Origin of the sequence: Clostridium luticellarii, assembly GCF_002995845.1 — a bacterium.
GTDB lineage: Bacteria > Bacillota > Clostridia > Clostridiales > Clostridiaceae > Clostridium_B > Clostridium_B luticellarii.
Genome location: NZ_PVXP01000015.1, coordinates 21,936 through 36,411, shown reverse-complemented (window position 1 = coordinate 36,411; position 14,476 = coordinate 21,936). Strand labels below are relative to the sequence as shown.

Here is a 14,476-nt window from a genome sequence, read left to right as displayed (position 1 = left end):
GAATAATTCTAGGCCCTGATAATTTTTGTTGAGGCTTAGAATTATTTTTGTACAATATACTATACAAAATTATATAAAACTCTGCATTCAAATACTCATATGCAGAGTTTTTTTATAATATATATATTCTAGGATCTATATTTGAGGAGAGTATTGTACCATGAAGAAATTATTAAAAATTTTATTAACCGTTGTGATTATATCCGTATCAGTTTTTATAGTTCGGTTCTATTTTGATAAGACACACCCTGAAGTTAGGTTTGAGATAAAAGACAATTCTTTAACCTGCAGCTTAAAATACAGTGGCCTTAAGGATTCGGTCGATTTCACGAAGGATGAAAAAGATAATTATTACATAGCCTATAAAAACAGGATACAGATCATTGAAAATAATGGCAGAAGTTATGATATACTTAAAGATTTAAGTCTGGACATACACAGTATTGATTATTTTAAGAACAGTATATATTATTCTTCAGGAGATAAAATATACTGTTATAATGTAAATCAAGGCAAGAATAAAGTAATTATAAATAATATACCAAATTACGGTGATTATGGAAAAAGCGTCTTAAGAGTAAAAGGAGATTATATATATATTTCCATAGGAGCTGCAACAAATTCGGCTGTAGTTGGAGATGACAACCAATGGATTAAAGATAATTTTTATGCCCATGATATGACTCCTGAAGATATAACTCTGAGGGGAATTAACTTTGGCAAATACAAGAGAGGAGCATTTCAAAGCTATAATACCAAAAGTTTAAAAGGCCAGATAGTACCGCAGCATTTTCCCGGAAATGCTTCTATAATAATATATAATATAAAAAATGGATCAAGTGAAACTTTTGCATGGGGAATACGTAACGTAGAAGGTATGGATTTTAACAGCAGCAATGGACTTATATGCGATATAGGAGGCATGGAAAACAGAGGGAGCAGACCTGTCATAGGTGATACGGACTACATATATGAAATAAAAAAAGGAATGTGGTATGGATGGCCGGATTACAGCGGCGGAGATCCCGTTACGTCTCCAAAGTTCAAAAGCGTCAAGGGATCACCACTTCAATTTATACTTGACAACCATCCCAATACAAATCCTCCAGCTCCTATTTATCAGCATAAAACTGTAGGCACTCTGGGAACTTTAGCTGTAGATGCAGATGGAGATTTAAAATCAAAAGACTGTATATTTTTTTACGATAGATCGGATAATATGATCTATAGTTTTTCCGGAGCAGGACTGCCTCTGGCAGAAATTAAATTTGAGAATACTTCAAAAATTTCCAGTATGAAAATTTTTGATAAATCACTGTTCACACTTGACGGAAAGAAAGGTTATTTATATAGTATAAAAAGGGGCAGAATTAATATGACCCAGATAGTTGATAAAAGGATTTATCTCTATTCACTTTTAACAGCAGTACTGGGAATTGTATTGATTTTGAAAAATCAAAATTCCTGATATCGCAATATTATATCAAAAAAGAGGAGATTGTTTTTGGATGAAACGTGGAATTGAAAGAACCTATGGCAGCGCTGTAAGGGGAATATTCTTTGCAGTAAATCCACTGAAGAAAAAAATCATGAAGACTAATTGTACCGTGCATAAATTCATAATCATACAGGCCATAGAAATACTAAAGAGCAATGGATATATGAGAGAATATAATTTTTTTAGAAAATATGCGAGAACTTTAAATATGGGGGTCACCTGGGCAGATCAGGATTTTAAAAGTTCAAATCATTTCTATCATATTATAAGAGGCAGGGGATTATATGGATTTTCAGATGCACTGACGGAATGTAAAAAATACTATAATCAGTCTCTGCAGTTTTTTAAAAATGAAGAAATTCAAAGGGCTCTGTTTTATTTCGGAGCATCCTGCCACCTTGTTCAGGATGTCACAGTTCCCCATCATGTAAATAATAGACTTTTGAACAGTCATAGGAAATTTGAACTCTGGATAATAGGAAAGCTGATGACTGATTATTCTTTTGTAACAGAAAAATCACCTATAATATATGATGAAGTGGACGATTTTATAAAAAACAATGCCATAATGGCAAACAGCACTTATATAAAAAACAGAAATATAGAATCCAGAGAAGAGAGATATGGGAAAATAGCCGGAGTTATTATAAAAGAAGCCGAGAGAACTACGGCTGGTTTCATGGTAAAATATTTCAACCAAATAAAAGATTTTAAAATTCTTCCATAGATTGGAGGATTTTTTTCCCTTTTACAGAACATATATAACATATTCTATATTTCGATTATGTATTTGTAGAGGGTGGTGATAGAAATGAATAGAAATATATTTATAAATATGGAAAATGAAATATTCAGGGGTAATTTACTGGATGTAGGCCTGAATAATCAGGGTATAGTGTATAATATATATAAACAATTCAATGACAATGTGAACGTGGAATATATAAGCGGTAGGGATGAACAAAAAAATATTAGAGAAAACTATTATGACAACTGTATACTTCTGTTTTCCTTTGACAAACTATGCTTTAATTTTAAAAAGAAAAATTTTATAAAAGACATATATAAGTATTTAAATAAAAATGGATTTTTACATATATGGGACATAGACAAAGGGTACAGCAAAATTTTTTATGCAGATATAAAGATAGCAATACCCGGAGGCAGACTTAAGAAAATAAAAATAAGAGATTTTAATATTTTAAAGGACAGCTCAAAAGAGAATACTTTAAAATTGTTGAAGCATTATTTTAAAATTTTAGATTTTAGGAACTCGGATGGGATTTACTATATAAAAGCTCAGAAAAAAGATATTGTTTAATTAAAAAAAGATTTGGAGGAAAATAAAAATTTCATATGAAAATATTACTTACAGCTCTAAATTCAAAATTTATTCACAGCAATCTGGCAGTGAGATATTTGAAAGCTTATACACAAAAACTGGATTATGATTGTACTATAAGAGAATTTACAATAAATGACAGAAGAGAAAGGGTTCTGGAGAAAATTATAGGGGAAAGACCGGATATAGTTGCATTTTCCTGTTATATATGGAACATAGAATACATAAAATCACTGGCTGTACTAATTAAGCTTGTAGAACCTAAAATTGAAATTTTATTTGGAGGGCCAGAAGTATCCTATGACAGCTGCAGTGTTTTAAAAAATACCCCGGGAGAATATGTAACAACAGGGGAAGGCGAGGAAACTTATGACGAGTTTGTAAAATTTCAGATAGAACGTTTTAGAAAGTCAGAGGAAGAAAATAGCCAAGCAAATCTTTTAAGGCTTAAAAGTATAAGAGGGCTTTGCTTTAAATGGCAGGGTAAGATAATTTTAAATGAACCCAGAGAATTAATAGACATGAATAAGATAGTATTTCCCTATAAAATAGAGGAAAATTTCAAGAATAAAATAGTGTATTACGAATCCAGCAGAGGATGCCCTATTAATACATAAATGATACAAAATACCTATAAAAATTTACAAACTATTTTTTCATTTATCGGATCATAGTCAATATACTTGAATATATTTTTTACGTAATTACGTTTATCCTCTGGGTTATCAGTCTTACTGAAATTTAATATATTCTCATATATAAAACTTTTATCGAATTTTTTGCTTTCAATCTCAAGCACGTTTAGCTGTTCGTTTCTAACTTTATCTTCCAGTTGTTTATTTTCTTTGGAAAGTTCATCTATTTTCTTTAAAAGTATTTCAGCTCCAGAATTACTTAACAGTGCTACTTTGCTAACTAAATTATCTATCATCTTAGAATTTTTCTTAATTTTTTTGTTTAAAGCTTCTATGCCAGAGTTGTATATATTGTCTGAATTAGATTTATATATATGTTCAAAATCCACTTTATCTCTAAAAGATAGTATGTATTTTTCAATTACACTTTCTATTTTAATTGAATTTACATACTTATTATTTTTACATTTTTTATTATGTTCATGAAAGCGGTTCACTCTGCTTCTGCAGGCATAATAATGATTACGTGCACTATTCACTATGACATAAGGTTTTTTGCAGTATGGGCATCTCAATACCCCAGAGAGCCAATATACCTTACTTTTTCTTTTAAAGATACTTTCCCTTACCTCGTCAAGCTTCTCCTGCACTTTTAGCCATAATAAAGGGGTTATCACAGCTTCATGTTTGCTTACTATTGCTATTGGCTCTTTAACGCTTACACCATATGTCAAATATCCACACCCATTGGTGTTACCGAATACTTTCCAGCCATTTTTCATCAGATAATCATTTATTTCTGAGCTGGATTGTACATATAATGGGCTTCTTAAAAATCTTCTAACGGTATCACGACCTTTTAACATATTATATTTTCCCTTTGCTCTCATGTCAACTTGATATAAACTTCCTAGTTCTAAATACCAATTATATAAATTAAGTATTAGCTCTCTATCAATTAATTTCAAATAAGTTTTACCACCATGCTTTACCAATTCATATCCACGTGGAGCAGGACCACCGGTCCAGCATCCCTTTTTAGCAAGCTGTAACATACTATCCCTCACACGTTCTGCAATTGTTTCTCTCTCTAATTGAGCAAAAACAGACGCAAAATACATCATTGCCCTACCCATAGGTGTAGATGTATCATACTTATCTTTTACGCATATAAAGGCTATATCCTTTTTATCCAGCAAGTCAAAAAAATCTGCTATATCTACAACCCTTCTGCTTAACCTGTCAAGCTTATAACATATCAGGGTATCAATCATATTTAATTCTATTTTCTTGTGAAGAAGTTTAAAAGCTGGTCTATTAGTATTCCCCCCAGAATATCCATCATCTTTAAATTCTTCAAACTCACATTCTTCATCCGCAAAATAATTTCTGCACATGTTAACCTGAGTTTCTATAGAAATACTATCTTTTACTTCAACACTTTTTCTGGCGTATATAGCGACTTTCTTCATGACATATAGATCTCCTTTACATTGCTAATCTATTTTTCTCTTTTAATATTACTTTTATTATAACAGCATGTAGCACATTTTAAACTGTTGCACCCTATTATCATTTCTTTAGGGCATATATCTAAATGACATCCCAGCTTCTCCAATGTACTTGAGCGTGGATCTGTCTTGTTATTTTCCACTAAACTTACATAACTATCCGATTTATTTATAAGTCTCCCCAATTGCTTTTGAGTTAATTTGTGTTTATATCTATATCTTTTTATGCTAAATTTCATTTAATTACCTCCATATGACTTATATAAGGTAATTTTAAACTATATTGGATAAAAAGATAAGACATAAATAATGGAAATAAAACTTTTTTCGACATATTAAGACAATCAAAAGTCGAAAACTTTTTGAACCGTAAAACATCATGAAATTATAATGTAATTGAAATAAATATTAACAATCACTGGGGGAGTTATTATGGGTAAAAAAAGTAATCTACTGGAGAGTATAAAGTTTATAGATAACGTTTTAAAGAAAAACAATATATTAAACAAAAACAGCATAGATATAGACAAGCTTGTCAAAACCATAAAACATAAAATTAATCTTTCTTGACGTTATCTACTTTTGATTGTAAGGCAATTGCCTCAAGTAATAATTTCTTTACTTTCGGAGACATATTGCCTTTACTATCTATTAATCCTTCTTCTATAAATTGTGTTACAATCAAAGCCGATAATGGCAGATCTGTATCTGGAGCATTATTGCATATATTATTTAATATTTCTTCTATAGAATCATCTTCATTATTTTCTTTATAAAGTCTTTGAACAGATACGTTTAATGCCTTTGCTATTTTATTGAGCATATGCGAAGATGGATTTTTTCTCAAGCCCCTTTCCAGCTTGGATATATAATCATTAGTAGAACCTATCATTTTAGATAGTTGTATTTGAGTTATGCCTTTTTCTTTGCGTATTTTTCGTATATTCTTACTAATTGCATCCATTTAAAAGTTCCTTTCTTTATGACTATTAGACACAAAATATAATATCATATTTTTTTAGATAAATAAAGATAAATAAAGAAAAACTTAGAAAAAATTAATATTACGCATATAATTTAATACATTAGTCCTAAATTATGTTTTACTATTTGGGACTAATGTATTAATATATAACCATAGCAAGCGATAAAACATTGGAGGAAAGATTTAAATGGAAAAACAATTTTTAAATCGTTTGGAGGGCTGCAAATTAGCTAAAATTGATGAAGGTGGAGAAAACACTGCTATATATCTACAAGATGAAAAAGGTACCATATATGCAATCCATATTGCAGGAAAGTGTTTTCACACAGATGTAATGGAAAGGGGAAATTATTATGATTGATTCGAGCTGAAAAAATAATTCTTATTTTCTTACATAAGGAGGAATGCAATGGAATATTGGGGAAACATAGACGGCATAGAAATATACGAAGACAATCCAGAAAAAAAGCAAGCGGCTATTGAGAGGGGTTTTACCCTCTTGGCAAGAGACCGTATTAAGAAAATAAAGGAGGGGATAAAAACGGATGAGAAAACAGCGTAAGGGAGAGTTAAAAACGAAATGGAGGTATTGACATGAAAACGTGGTATAAGTGCCCATTTTGCGGGAGGAAACTTGCCATTATAGACAATACTATAAATATATCGGGAGTATTTCTCAAATGCCATTGTTGCAAAAGAGAAATAGAAATAAAAAATAATATTGAGAGCCGGAATCCAGAGGCCAGAGTTCAAGAAACCAGAGTCCAGAGATCAGAGCCATTAGCCGATACAGGTTGAACTGTATGAGCTGATGGCTCTTTTATTTTACCAGAAGGGAGGAACTTACTTGAATTTAAAAGAGTTATGTAAAAGTAAAGGGTTCACTTTAACCGAAATTGCCAAGCAAACAAATACTACTGTAGATTATTTATCAAAATTAAATACGGGCAGAAGAAGTAATCCAACGTGGCAAACAATAGTAAATATTGCAACAATATTAAAAGTCCAGCCAACCGAAGTTGGAAATTCAATATCAAAGGAGAGGAAAATATGAGTAATTTAATACCAGTAACATATAACAATGAAAGAATTTTGACAACAGAGCAACTTGCACAAGTTTATGAAACATCTACAGACAATATAAAAGTTAATTTTAACAACAACAAAGAAAGATTTGAAGAAGGTAAACACTTTTTCCATTTAAAAGGCAGTAAACTCAAGGCTTTTAAGGACAAGGTAAATAATACTTACCTTGTTGGTAAAAACGCAAATCAATTATATCTCTGGACAGAACGCGGAGCAGACCGCCATTGCAAGATTTTAGATACTGACAAAGCATGGGAGCAATTCGACCACTTGGAGGAAACGTATTTCAGAGTGAAAGAAAACAAGCCTGCTTGTATGGAAGATGTTCTAATCCAATCATTAAAAGGCATGAAGGAAATAAGGTTAAAAGCAGAACAAGCTACACAAAAGGCAGAGTTGGCAAATACAAGGATTGATAATCTGGATTGTACAAACATACAAGGTACACCACAGCAACGTCTTAACGCCATGATAAGAAAGTATTCTTATGAGAATGGAATTATATACTCTCATGGATGGGAGGACTTTAGAAAGGCCTATAACACAGCATATCATACAAATGTTGTTACAAAATGCCATAACTATTGCAAGGACAATCACATAAAGAAATTAAGCATACCCGCGTATTTAACCAGGGTAGGACTAATAGAAGATGCCCTGAGAGTTGCAGATAAGATGTTAAATTCAAAGGATATAGAGGAGGTTATATAAAAACTAATGCTTTATAAGATTCTTTACATGATTCTATTGATAATTTCTGTGATGTGCCTAGCAGTATATAAAAAAATAAGCCCAGATACTTTGCTAGATTACAGAAGGTTGAATTATGAGATGGTGAATCTTATAGAAGAACTAAAGGATAAAGCTATTCGATATGAAAAGATGGCTGGTTATGTAAAGGGGGATAAAGATGCCTAAGAAACTACCACATAAGTTTTGGAACTTACTATATTGTAATGGTGTAAATCCAAACAACTATAGCATGATTAGAAACGACCATGAGAGCTTTACCATACAGGATATAAGGACAGGTAAAATATTATTGCCTATTAGATATTAAGGAGGAATTTATATGGATACAGCATATACGATTGATATTACTCCAGATAACCAAATTATATTTACAAAGGATGAACAGAAAACAATATATACACCTATGGAAGAATTAGAAATGATTATAGCAGAGAGTTTCCCAGAATCTTATGTGGACCCAGAGAAATATGCAAGAAAGTTACGCAATATATGTTTACTTGAATATGCCAGGGCTTTTAAAAGGAGGAGAAATGAAAGAGATATTAAGAAGTTTAAGGCATAACTTTTATCTATATTACAGAGCTTTTGGGCCTGAGGACAAGAACACTCAGCACGCATATGAAGAATGGAAAGATACCCTTATAGGCTATTTAGAAGAAGGCAAGGTGACATGAGCATCTATGTACTGCTTGAGTATGTAGATGAATGTAAAACAAGCTATATAAATCCTACATGGAAAGGACTATTTGAATTTAAAAAGTTATGGAGGGATTAACATGGCAAATATAGCTAAAGCCCGAGAAACCATGAAACTGGTTGGACAATTGGCTCCTAGTCTTAATGAAGATGAATTAAATTCTATATTAAAGGTGTTATATAGTGCCTTGGAAAGAATGGAGGGAGAGTGGAAAAGAGATGGACAGATGCACAAGTAAAAAGCTTGGTACGGTAGAATCTATATACTTTGGGTGTAATGGTCAACTTAGTGCCAAAGACATTATAAACAGAGCCGGGCGTTGGAGACTAGATGACAATGGAGAGTTATATGATGAAGATATAGGAACAACTTACAAAGATATAGATATGCTTACACCGCTTGAAATGAAACAGTTTCTTAAAAATATATAAAAAGAAAGCCTTTAATTAAAAGGCAAATAAAAAATGTTACTTCCAGTATATACTAAGCTGGAAAATAAATCAATGGAGGGTTTGAAATGAAATTTAGTATGCATTCAGAGCACAGTATTATACAGAACAAAGAATATGGAGTTTATATAGATGGATGTGCTTTAGAAAATGTAATATCAAAGAATCTACCTGTTTTAGGGGGAACACGACCTTGCAAGATAGATATAGATATTGAAATATTCGATAAAGGATTTGAAATTGCAAAGGAAGGTTATCCAAAAGACACAGATGAAGATACCGAAGGTGATGAAGATGATTGATTTAACAGATAGTTGTTATGACTACAGATACGAAGCACCTAAAGCTAAAGTATATACCCATTGTGACGTGTGCGGTGACCCTATATATGTAGGAGATAGTTACTATGAGATTTTAAATGATGAGCGTATGAATGTTTGTAATGACTGTATAAATACTTTTAAAACTATAGCAGGGGAGGATTAGCATGGGTAAGTTATATGAAATAAGTGATAGGTACAGAAATATACAGGAACTTCTGGATAATCCAGACTTACCTGAAGTGGATATTTTACAAGCACTAAATAAGATAGATGAGGAATTTGATACTAAAGTAGAAAACATTGCAAAACTTATATCTTCTTTAAACTCCGATATAGACGGTATAAAGAAAGAAATTAAGAGGTTGCAGGTTAGAAAAAATGTTATGGAGCACAGAGTAGATGACTTGAAGAACTATATTTATGAGCATATGAAGCTTTTAAAGAAGGATAAAATCAAGGGCAAGCTATTTACTCTCTCCATAAGAAAAACAGCCCCTGCAGTAGATATAGTGGAGGAAGAAGTTATTCCAAAAAAATATTGGAAGCCACAGCCAGACGTTTTAGACAAGAAAAGTATTCTGGACGAACTAAAAAATAATATGGAAATTCCAGGTGTAAAGATTAAGCAAGGAACAACTTTAAGTATTAGATAGGAGGCTTAGGATTGAGTAAAGAGATACGGCTTTTAAATGCAGATGAAATTGAAGTAAGGGTACAAAGTGTTAAATCCAACGGTTGTATATTGCTCCTATATAAAGATGCCAGAGTAGACATGCGTATACTTGATGAAACTTACGGTCCCACAGGCTGGCAAAGAGAACACCAGCTTATCAACAATAATTTATTCTGCACTATATCAATATGGGATGATGAAAAGAAGCAATGGATTAAAAAACAGGATGTAGGAGTGGAGAGCTATACAGAGAAGGAGAAGGGTCAGGCAAGTGATTCATTTAAGAGAGCAGGATTTAATGTAGGTATAGGCAGGGAACTTTATACAGCACCGTTTATATGGGTGAATCTACAGGCAGGAGAGGTTAAAGATAAAGGCGATAAGTCTTATATAAATCCACATTTACACTTTAGAGTTAAGTCTATAGCATATAACGATAAAAGAGAGATAGAAAAACTGGATATAGTAGACAACAATAATGTAGTTAGGTTCTCTATGGGTAAATCTGTGACACCTAATTATAGTGAAAAATATAAGCAGAATATTCAAAATAAAGAAAGCAATAATTCAAGCAATGGATTAACTTGTGAAAAATGCGGTAAGAAAATTTCGGAGAAAGTGGCAGAGTTCAGCACTTCTAAATTTAAAAAGAAGTTGTGCATGGATTGCCAGAAGACTTTTACAAGGAGGTGAGACTTTTGCCTGATGAAATAAAGAGAAGCTATTATGCCATAATTCCGGCTAATGTTAGATATGACGAAGATATAACCCCGAATGCAAAACTATTGTATGGTGAGATTACTGCTCTATGTAACGAGAGAGGTTATTGCTGGGCTACTAATGAATACTTTGCTTCTCTATATCATGTAAGTAAAATTTCTGTTTCTAACTGGATTAAACAATTGATAGGAAAAGGCTATCTGCATTCAGAGATAATTTACAAGGAGGGTACTAAACAAATTTTAAATAGGTATTTAAGAATTCTTTATGAGCCTATTAAAGAAAACTTTAATACCCCTATTAAAGAAAACTTTAAAGATAATAATACAGTACTTAATACTACAGTTAATAATAAAAAAAAGAAAAAGGAAACCGGGCTGGACAAAATCATTGCTGATTATACAAATAATAGTGAGTTACAGGATAGCATTAGAGAGTTCATTAAAATGAGGAAGTCTATTAAAAAGCCAATGACAAATAGAGCATTAGAACTTCTATTGAGTAAATTAGATAAACTATCTGGCAGTGTTAAGGGGAAGGTAGATATTCTGAATCAGAGTATATTCAATAGCTGGCAGGGGATATTTCCTTTAAAGAATAGCTCATATGCGAGTAAAAAAGAGAGTGGTAATAATTTAGACAGTGCAGAAACATGGGACCCAAAAGCTTTAGGGCTTGATAACTAATGGATGAACTGAAATTTGCAGATAAATATCTACAACCATATAAAATTAAGGGCAGTGAAATAAACCCAGTATCATGTCCATATTGCCATGGTGGGAGACATAGAGACAAATATACTTTTTTCCTAAACTTGGATAAGCATACTTTTGTATGTCACCGTGGGAGCTGTGGTGCCTCCGGGAAATTTAGCGAACTGGCAAAATTATATGGTGAAAGGGCTGATTATGTATTGGACATATATAAACAAAAATTTGATTCTCTGGATAGAGAAAAGATATATAAAAAGCCGTCTATAAAGCTGAACAAGCTATCTAAGCAGGCAGAGGACTATTTAAGACTAAGGAAAATATCTTTAAGTACCGCGACACATTTTGATTTAAGGTCTGATAGCAAGGGGAATATAATTTTCCCCTACTACAACCAGGACAACGAGCATGTTTTAAACAAGATTAGGATACCTAGAAAGTTCGTTAAGGGTAAAGACAAGACTAAGATATGGCAAGAAGGCGGCGGAGAGCCTGTATTATTCAATATGAATCGCGTAGACATAGAACAGCCTATCTTACTTACAGAAGGTGAATTTGACTGCTTATCGGCTTATGAATCGGGCTATAAAAATGTTGTATCCATACCTTTTGGAACTGAAAACATGGAATGGGTAAATGATTGTTGGGAATGGTTGGATAAATGCAAAGAGTTTATTCTTTGGTTTGATAGTGACAGGGCTGGCAAGAGGGCAGTTGAGAAAGTTGCAAAGAAACTGGGGATAGATAGATGCAAGAAAGTTGAAGCAAACCGAAAAGACGCAAACTTAGTTTTATATAAAGATGGCTCCGAAAAGGTTCTTGAATATATAAACAATGCCAAATATTTTCCAATAGACAATCTGTTCAAAATGAGTGATATAAAGCAAAAAGACGTAGATAGGATATTGTATGGTGACAGGTTTTTAGATTACTTTTTAGGTGGTTGCAGAGGCGGAGAATTGGTTGTATGGACCGGCAAGAGAGGCGGAGGTAAAAGCACATTTTTAAATCAAACGTTGGTTGATACTATAGAACAGAAAACAAAATGTTTTATATACTCCGGGGAACTGAGCAATTCCAAAGTAAAACAGTGGCTAGATAGGCAGATAGTAGGGGAAAGATACATTGTGAAATACAAGGACCCGTTAACCGGCAGAGAAGAATATGGGGTCCACCCCGAAATAGAGAAAATTATAAATGCCTGGTATAGAGATTACTTGTATTGTTATGGCGAAGATGGCAGCAACGATGTGGAAACTTTGATTGAAATTATGACTTATGGATATAAGCGATATGACATAAAAAGATTTATTATAGATAATTTGAAGACTCTCAAGACAAATAAAAAAGAGGATTATTTCAGGCAGCAGGGGTTCATTGTGAATCGTCTAAAAAGTTTTGCAAAGAGATATGACATACACATAGATCTTGTGGCACACCCTAAAAAAACAAACAACAAGCTGGTTGAAGATGAAGATGTTGGAGGCGTGTCTGACATAATAGACCTGGCCGACAATGTGATTGCTATAGCAAGGATTACGGAAGATATGGCTGATAGTGCAAAAGAAAAAGAGAAAGAAAAATTTATGGACAATGACACGGTAATTATAATCCGTAAAAACAGGGAATACGGAGACACAGACATGAAGAACTTTTACAAATTTAATCCAATTAGTAAGAGGATGTATACAAAAAACGGTACTAAGACTTACAGCTGGGAGAGAAACGTAAAAGATAGGAATGTAGTTTTAGATACCAATGTAGAAGAAAAAGAGGATGAATGTCCATTCTAGGGGTGATTTTATGACACTTGAAGAACTGAAACAGGAATATAACGGGCTTATTAAACGGGAACTAAGAGCTGAGAAATGGATGGATACAGCCGATAAGGAAGACATTAAAAAGTGGATGCCAAACTATATGGGAATAACAATAAAACTCAGCAGATTAATGGCTGAATATAGAAAAATAACTGGAAAGGAAATGAGTGATAAGGAGGTATTTAAGGGGTTTGACCTATGAAGATGTGGTTAATAAATTGATTAGAGTTGTGGTTGAAGGTATAGCGAATACCACAGACGCGGAGACATTGGAGAAATACCAAAGGATATTGGACTTCTTCAACCAGATATTAGAGAGAGGAGAATAAAAAAATGGGTCTTAGAAGATGGGATAAAAAGAAAATAGCTAAGTTAAAAAAATATTGGCTGGTGAAAACTAATACTGAAATAGGAAATATGCTGGGTATAAGTGCTGTATCTGTAGGTAAAAAGGCTAGAGATATCGGGCTTGCAAATAAAAGAGAAATGTATCGAGGGGCAGATAGGGCATGGCATAATCCAAGATATACACCTGAACCGGGAGAGATTGAACAATACGGGCCACGATATGACACAATCAAGGAAATAGAAGGACGTAGGAAAACAGCTATGTTAAAGCACGTTAAAAAGAATTTCAAAAAGGGTGACAAAATAAAGCTTATAAACTATGAATCTGACAATTCCGCAACTTTGAAATATGGTAAAAGATATTTAACTCCTAAGAAGAAAAGTGGAGAGATAACGGACATAACGAATTGTTTAATTGTAGTACGTAGAAAGCATTATAATGAGTGTTTCAGATTTGCGGATATATTAAGTGGCAGAACAGTTGTGGAGGGATTGAATGTATGTCAATAGCTGGGGAAATAGCTATATTTCAATAAAACAAGTAAAGGCAGTAAAGCATAGCTTTAGACTTGGACAAAAGATACGTTTAATCGAGCATATGGGCAGAAATAAAGACAGATATGTGCGAGGGAGAGTAATTAATAAGGCAAGTTACAATCTAACGATTATGGTATCTAAAAACGGAATAGAGAGATACCCAGAAAGTTTTAAGTATGTGGATTTTATTCTGGGTGTAGTTCAAAAACTAGAATAGCAAAATTTAAAACGAGAAGGGGCAAATTTAAGAGGAAAATATATTTTTGGTATAGTTGGACACTTTGAAATTAAAATGGCTTTAAAATGGCTGTACGTTCGATAGAAGATATATAAATAAAGTACAGAATATTCAAACTAAAGAATTTAAGTAAAAGACTAAAAGAATAAAT

At 32.7% G+C, this 14,476-nt stretch carries 27 protein-coding genes; 24 read left to right on the top strand and 3 right to left on the bottom strand.

Annotation, left to right across the window (positions count from 1 at the left end; genetic code table 11):
* The first annotated feature begins 160 nt into the window (after window positions 1-160).
* The 4 genes from CLLU_RS07420 to CLLU_RS07405 all read left to right on the top strand — a co-directional run bounded on the left by CLLU_RS07420 (window position 161) and on the right by CLLU_RS07405 (window position 3,457).
* Window positions 161-1,468 (top strand): PQQ-dependent sugar dehydrogenase family protein, encoded by a 1,308-nt coding sequence (locus tag CLLU_RS07420; RefSeq protein WP_106009101.1) that lies wholly within the window; start codon window positions 161-163, stop codon window positions 1,466-1,468.
* A gap of 40 nt (window positions 1,469-1,508) precedes the next feature.
* Window positions 1,509-2,225 (top strand): zinc dependent phospholipase C family protein, encoded by a 717-nt coding sequence (locus CLLU_RS07415; protein WP_106009100.1) that lies wholly within the window; start codon window positions 1,509-1,511, stop codon window positions 2,223-2,225.
* An 84-nt stretch (window positions 2,226-2,309) separates the two neighbouring features.
* Window positions 2,310-2,819, top strand: a complete 510-nt coding sequence (locus tag CLLU_RS07410; protein WP_106009099.1) for a hypothetical protein — start codon at window positions 2,310-2,312, stop codon at window positions 2,817-2,819.
* 35 nt (window positions 2,820-2,854) lie between these two features.
* Entirely contained in the window at window positions 2,855-3,457 is a 603-nt protein-coding gene (locus tag CLLU_RS07405) for a B12-binding domain-containing radical SAM protein (RefSeq protein ID WP_106009098.1), read from the top strand.
* Window positions 3,458-3,471: 14 nt separating this feature from the next.
* Here CLLU_RS07405 and CLLU_RS07400 read toward each other — a convergent pair whose 3' ends face one another.
* A complete protein-coding gene (locus tag CLLU_RS07400; protein WP_106009097.1) occupies window positions 3,472-4,947 on the bottom strand; it encodes a recombinase family protein in 1,476 nt (491 codons plus the stop codon).
* Between the two features lie 29 nt (window positions 4,948-4,976).
* Window positions 4,977-5,225, bottom strand: coding sequence for a helix-turn-helix transcriptional regulator (locus CLLU_RS07395; RefSeq protein WP_106009096.1), 249 nt, complete (start codon window positions 5,223-5,225; stop codon window positions 4,977-4,979).
* Window positions 5,226-5,418: 193 nt separating this feature from the next.
* Here CLLU_RS07395 and CLLU_RS18730 point away from each other — a divergent pair, with 193 nt between their 5' ends.
* Window positions 5,419-5,556 (top strand): hypothetical protein, encoded by a 138-nt coding sequence (locus CLLU_RS18730; RefSeq protein ID WP_158255903.1) that lies wholly within the window; start codon window positions 5,419-5,421, stop codon window positions 5,554-5,556.
* On the opposite strand, the gene CLLU_RS07390 is transcribed toward CLLU_RS18730, so the two are convergent.
* Window positions 5,543-5,950, bottom strand: a complete 408-nt coding sequence (locus CLLU_RS07390; protein WP_106009095.1) for a helix-turn-helix domain-containing protein — start codon at window positions 5,948-5,950, stop codon at window positions 5,543-5,545. The genes CLLU_RS18730 and CLLU_RS07390 overlap by 14 nt on opposite strands.
* A 208-nt stretch (window positions 5,951-6,158) precedes the next feature.
* Between CLLU_RS07390 and CLLU_RS18725 the strand changes: the two genes are divergently transcribed.
* From CLLU_RS18725 to CLLU_RS07315, 19 genes are all read left to right on the top strand, one after another.
* Entirely contained in the window at window positions 6,159-6,332 is a 174-nt protein-coding gene (locus CLLU_RS18725; RefSeq protein ID WP_158255902.1) for a hypothetical protein, read from the top strand.
* Window positions 6,333-6,380: 48 nt separating this feature from the next.
* Entirely contained in the window at window positions 6,381-6,533 is a 153-nt protein-coding gene (locus CLLU_RS18720; RefSeq protein ID WP_158255901.1) for a hypothetical protein, read from the top strand.
* A gap of 32 nt (window positions 6,534-6,565) precedes the next feature.
* A complete protein-coding gene (locus CLLU_RS07385) occupies window positions 6,566-6,769 on the top strand; it encodes a hypothetical protein (protein WP_106009094.1) in 204 nt (67 codons plus the stop codon).
* A gap of 49 nt (window positions 6,770-6,818) precedes the next feature.
* The gene (locus CLLU_RS07380) at window positions 6,819-7,025 is read left to right on the top strand and encodes a helix-turn-helix domain-containing protein (RefSeq protein ID WP_158255900.1); all 207 of its coding nucleotides are present in this window, start codon (window positions 6,819-6,821) and stop codon (window positions 7,023-7,025) included.
* Window positions 7,022-7,768 (top strand): ORF6N domain-containing protein, encoded by a 747-nt coding sequence (locus tag CLLU_RS07375; RefSeq protein WP_106009092.1) that lies wholly within the window; start codon window positions 7,022-7,024, stop codon window positions 7,766-7,768. Before CLLU_RS07380 ends, CLLU_RS07375 begins: the two co-directional genes overlap by 4 nt.
* A 6-nt stretch (window positions 7,769-7,774) precedes the next feature.
* Window positions 7,775-7,975: a hypothetical protein gene (locus CLLU_RS07370; RefSeq protein ID WP_106009090.1), complete on the top strand. Its 201-nt coding sequence runs from the start codon at window positions 7,775-7,777 to the stop codon at window positions 7,973-7,975.
* A 154-nt stretch (window positions 7,976-8,129) separates the two neighbouring features.
* The gene (locus tag CLLU_RS07365; RefSeq protein ID WP_106009088.1) at window positions 8,130-8,372 is read left to right on the top strand and encodes a hypothetical protein; all 243 of its coding nucleotides are present in this window, start codon (window positions 8,130-8,132) and stop codon (window positions 8,370-8,372) included.
* Window positions 8,373-8,586: 214 nt separating this feature from the next.
* The gene (locus CLLU_RS18715; protein ID WP_158255899.1) at window positions 8,587-8,745 is read left to right on the top strand and encodes a hypothetical protein; all 159 of its coding nucleotides are present in this window, start codon (window positions 8,587-8,589) and stop codon (window positions 8,743-8,745) included.
* On the top strand, window positions 8,726-8,938 hold the full coding sequence (locus CLLU_RS07360; protein ID WP_106009086.1) for a hypothetical protein: 213 nt from the start codon (window positions 8,726-8,728) through the stop codon (window positions 8,936-8,938). The genes CLLU_RS18715 and CLLU_RS07360 overlap by 20 nt, the downstream gene beginning before the upstream one ends.
* 86 nt (window positions 8,939-9,024) lie before the next feature.
* Window positions 9,025-9,258 (top strand): hypothetical protein, encoded by a 234-nt coding sequence (locus CLLU_RS07355; protein WP_106009084.1) that lies wholly within the window; start codon window positions 9,025-9,027, stop codon window positions 9,256-9,258.
* Window positions 9,251-9,442, top strand: a complete 192-nt coding sequence (locus CLLU_RS07350; protein WP_106009082.1) for a hypothetical protein — start codon at window positions 9,251-9,253, stop codon at window positions 9,440-9,442. The genes CLLU_RS07355 and CLLU_RS07350 overlap by 8 nt, the downstream gene beginning before the upstream one ends.
* Window position 9,443: 1 nt before the next feature.
* A complete protein-coding gene (locus tag CLLU_RS07345; RefSeq protein WP_106009080.1) occupies window positions 9,444-9,932 on the top strand; it encodes a siphovirus Gp157 family protein in 489 nt (162 codons plus the stop codon).
* Window positions 9,933-9,943: 11 nt separating this feature from the next.
* The gene (locus CLLU_RS07340; protein WP_106009078.1) at window positions 9,944-10,645 is read left to right on the top strand and encodes a hypothetical protein; all 702 of its coding nucleotides are present in this window, start codon (window positions 9,944-9,946) and stop codon (window positions 10,643-10,645) included.
* 5 nt (window positions 10,646-10,650) lie between these two features.
* Entirely contained in the window at window positions 10,651-11,358 is a 708-nt protein-coding gene (locus CLLU_RS07335) for a helix-turn-helix domain-containing protein (protein ID WP_242977512.1), read from the top strand.
* A complete protein-coding gene (locus CLLU_RS07330; RefSeq protein ID WP_106009076.1) occupies window positions 11,358-13,175 on the top strand; it encodes a toprim domain-containing protein in 1,818 nt (605 codons plus the stop codon). The genes CLLU_RS07335 and CLLU_RS07330 overlap by 1 nt, the downstream gene beginning before the upstream one ends.
* 10 nt (window positions 13,176-13,185) lie before the next feature.
* Window positions 13,186-13,404 carry a hypothetical protein gene (locus tag CLLU_RS07325; protein ID WP_146127597.1) on the top strand — a complete coding sequence of 73 codons (219 nt, stop codon included), beginning with the start codon at window positions 13,186-13,188 and terminating at the stop codon, window positions 13,402-13,404.
* The gene (locus CLLU_RS18710; protein ID WP_158255898.1) at window positions 13,394-13,531 is read left to right on the top strand and encodes a hypothetical protein; all 138 of its coding nucleotides are present in this window, start codon (window positions 13,394-13,396) and stop codon (window positions 13,529-13,531) included. The genes CLLU_RS07325 and CLLU_RS18710 overlap by 11 nt, the downstream gene beginning before the upstream one ends.
* A 4-nt stretch (window positions 13,532-13,535) precedes the next feature.
* Window positions 13,536-14,060: a hypothetical protein gene (locus CLLU_RS07320; protein ID WP_106009072.1), complete on the top strand. Its 525-nt coding sequence runs from the start codon at window positions 13,536-13,538 to the stop codon at window positions 14,058-14,060.
* The gene (locus CLLU_RS07315) at window positions 14,047-14,304 is read left to right on the top strand and encodes a hypothetical protein (RefSeq protein ID WP_106009070.1); all 258 of its coding nucleotides are present in this window, start codon (window positions 14,047-14,049) and stop codon (window positions 14,302-14,304) included. Before CLLU_RS07320 ends, CLLU_RS07315 begins: the two co-directional genes overlap by 14 nt.
* The last annotated feature ends 172 nt before the right edge of the window (window positions 14,305-14,476 follow it).

Excerpts from the sequence above, each read along its gene's own strand:
- CLLU_RS07420 (WP_106009101.1), top strand. The coding sequence starts at position 161 with ATGAAGAAATTATTAAAAATTTTATTAACCGTTGTGATTATATCCGTA.
- CLLU_RS07415 (WP_106009100.1), top strand. The coding sequence starts at position 1,509 with ATGAAACGTGGAATTGAAAGAACCTATGGCAGCGCTGTAAGGGGAATA.
- CLLU_RS07410 (WP_106009099.1), top strand. The coding sequence starts at position 2,310 with ATGAATAGAAATATATTTATAAATATGGAAAATGAAATATTCAGGGGT.
- CLLU_RS07405 (WP_106009098.1), top strand. The coding sequence starts at position 2,855 with ATGAAAATATTACTTACAGCTCTAAATTCAAAATTTATTCACAGCAAT.
- CLLU_RS07400 (WP_106009097.1), bottom strand. The coding sequence starts at position 4,947 with ATGAAGAAAGTCGCTATATACGCCAGAAAAAGTGTTGAAGTAAAAGAT.
- CLLU_RS07395 (WP_106009096.1), bottom strand. The coding sequence starts at position 5,225 with ATGAAATTTAGCATAAAAAGATATAGATATAAACACAAATTAACTCAA.
- CLLU_RS18730 (WP_158255903.1), top strand. The coding sequence starts at position 5,419 with ATGGGTAAAAAAAGTAATCTACTGGAGAGTATAAAGTTTATAGATAAC.
- CLLU_RS07390 (WP_106009095.1), bottom strand. The coding sequence starts at position 5,950 with ATGGATGCAATTAGTAAGAATATACGAAAAATACGCAAAGAAAAAGGC.
- CLLU_RS18725 (WP_158255902.1), top strand. The coding sequence starts at position 6,159 with ATGGAAAAACAATTTTTAAATCGTTTGGAGGGCTGCAAATTAGCTAAA.
- CLLU_RS18720 (WP_158255901.1), top strand. The coding sequence starts at position 6,381 with ATGGAATATTGGGGAAACATAGACGGCATAGAAATATACGAAGACAAT.
- CLLU_RS07385 (WP_106009094.1), top strand. The coding sequence starts at position 6,566 with ATGAAAACGTGGTATAAGTGCCCATTTTGCGGGAGGAAACTTGCCATT.
- CLLU_RS07375 (WP_106009092.1), top strand. The coding sequence starts at position 7,022 with ATGAGTAATTTAATACCAGTAACATATAACAATGAAAGAATTTTGACA.
- CLLU_RS07370 (WP_106009090.1), top strand. The coding sequence starts at position 7,775 with ATGCTTTATAAGATTCTTTACATGATTCTATTGATAATTTCTGTGATG.
- CLLU_RS07365 (WP_106009088.1), top strand. The coding sequence starts at position 8,130 with ATGGATACAGCATATACGATTGATATTACTCCAGATAACCAAATTATA.
- CLLU_RS18715 (WP_158255899.1), top strand. The coding sequence starts at position 8,587 with ATGGCAAATATAGCTAAAGCCCGAGAAACCATGAAACTGGTTGGACAA.
- CLLU_RS07360 (WP_106009086.1), top strand. The coding sequence starts at position 8,726 with ATGGACAGATGCACAAGTAAAAAGCTTGGTACGGTAGAATCTATATAC.
- CLLU_RS07355 (WP_106009084.1), top strand. The coding sequence starts at position 9,025 with ATGAAATTTAGTATGCATTCAGAGCACAGTATTATACAGAACAAAGAA.
- CLLU_RS07350 (WP_106009082.1), top strand. The coding sequence starts at position 9,251 with ATGATTGATTTAACAGATAGTTGTTATGACTACAGATACGAAGCACCT.
- CLLU_RS07345 (WP_106009080.1), top strand. The coding sequence starts at position 9,444 with ATGGGTAAGTTATATGAAATAAGTGATAGGTACAGAAATATACAGGAA.
- CLLU_RS07330 (WP_106009076.1), top strand. The coding sequence starts at position 11,358 with ATGGATGAACTGAAATTTGCAGATAAATATCTACAACCATATAAAATT.
- CLLU_RS07325 (WP_146127597.1), top strand. The coding sequence starts at position 13,186 with ATGACACTTGAAGAACTGAAACAGGAATATAACGGGCTTATTAAACGG.
- CLLU_RS07320 (WP_106009072.1), top strand. The coding sequence starts at position 13,536 with ATGGGTCTTAGAAGATGGGATAAAAAGAAAATAGCTAAGTTAAAAAAA.
- CLLU_RS07315 (WP_106009070.1), top strand. The coding sequence starts at position 14,047 with ATGTATGTCAATAGCTGGGGAAATAGCTATATTTCAATAAAACAAGTA.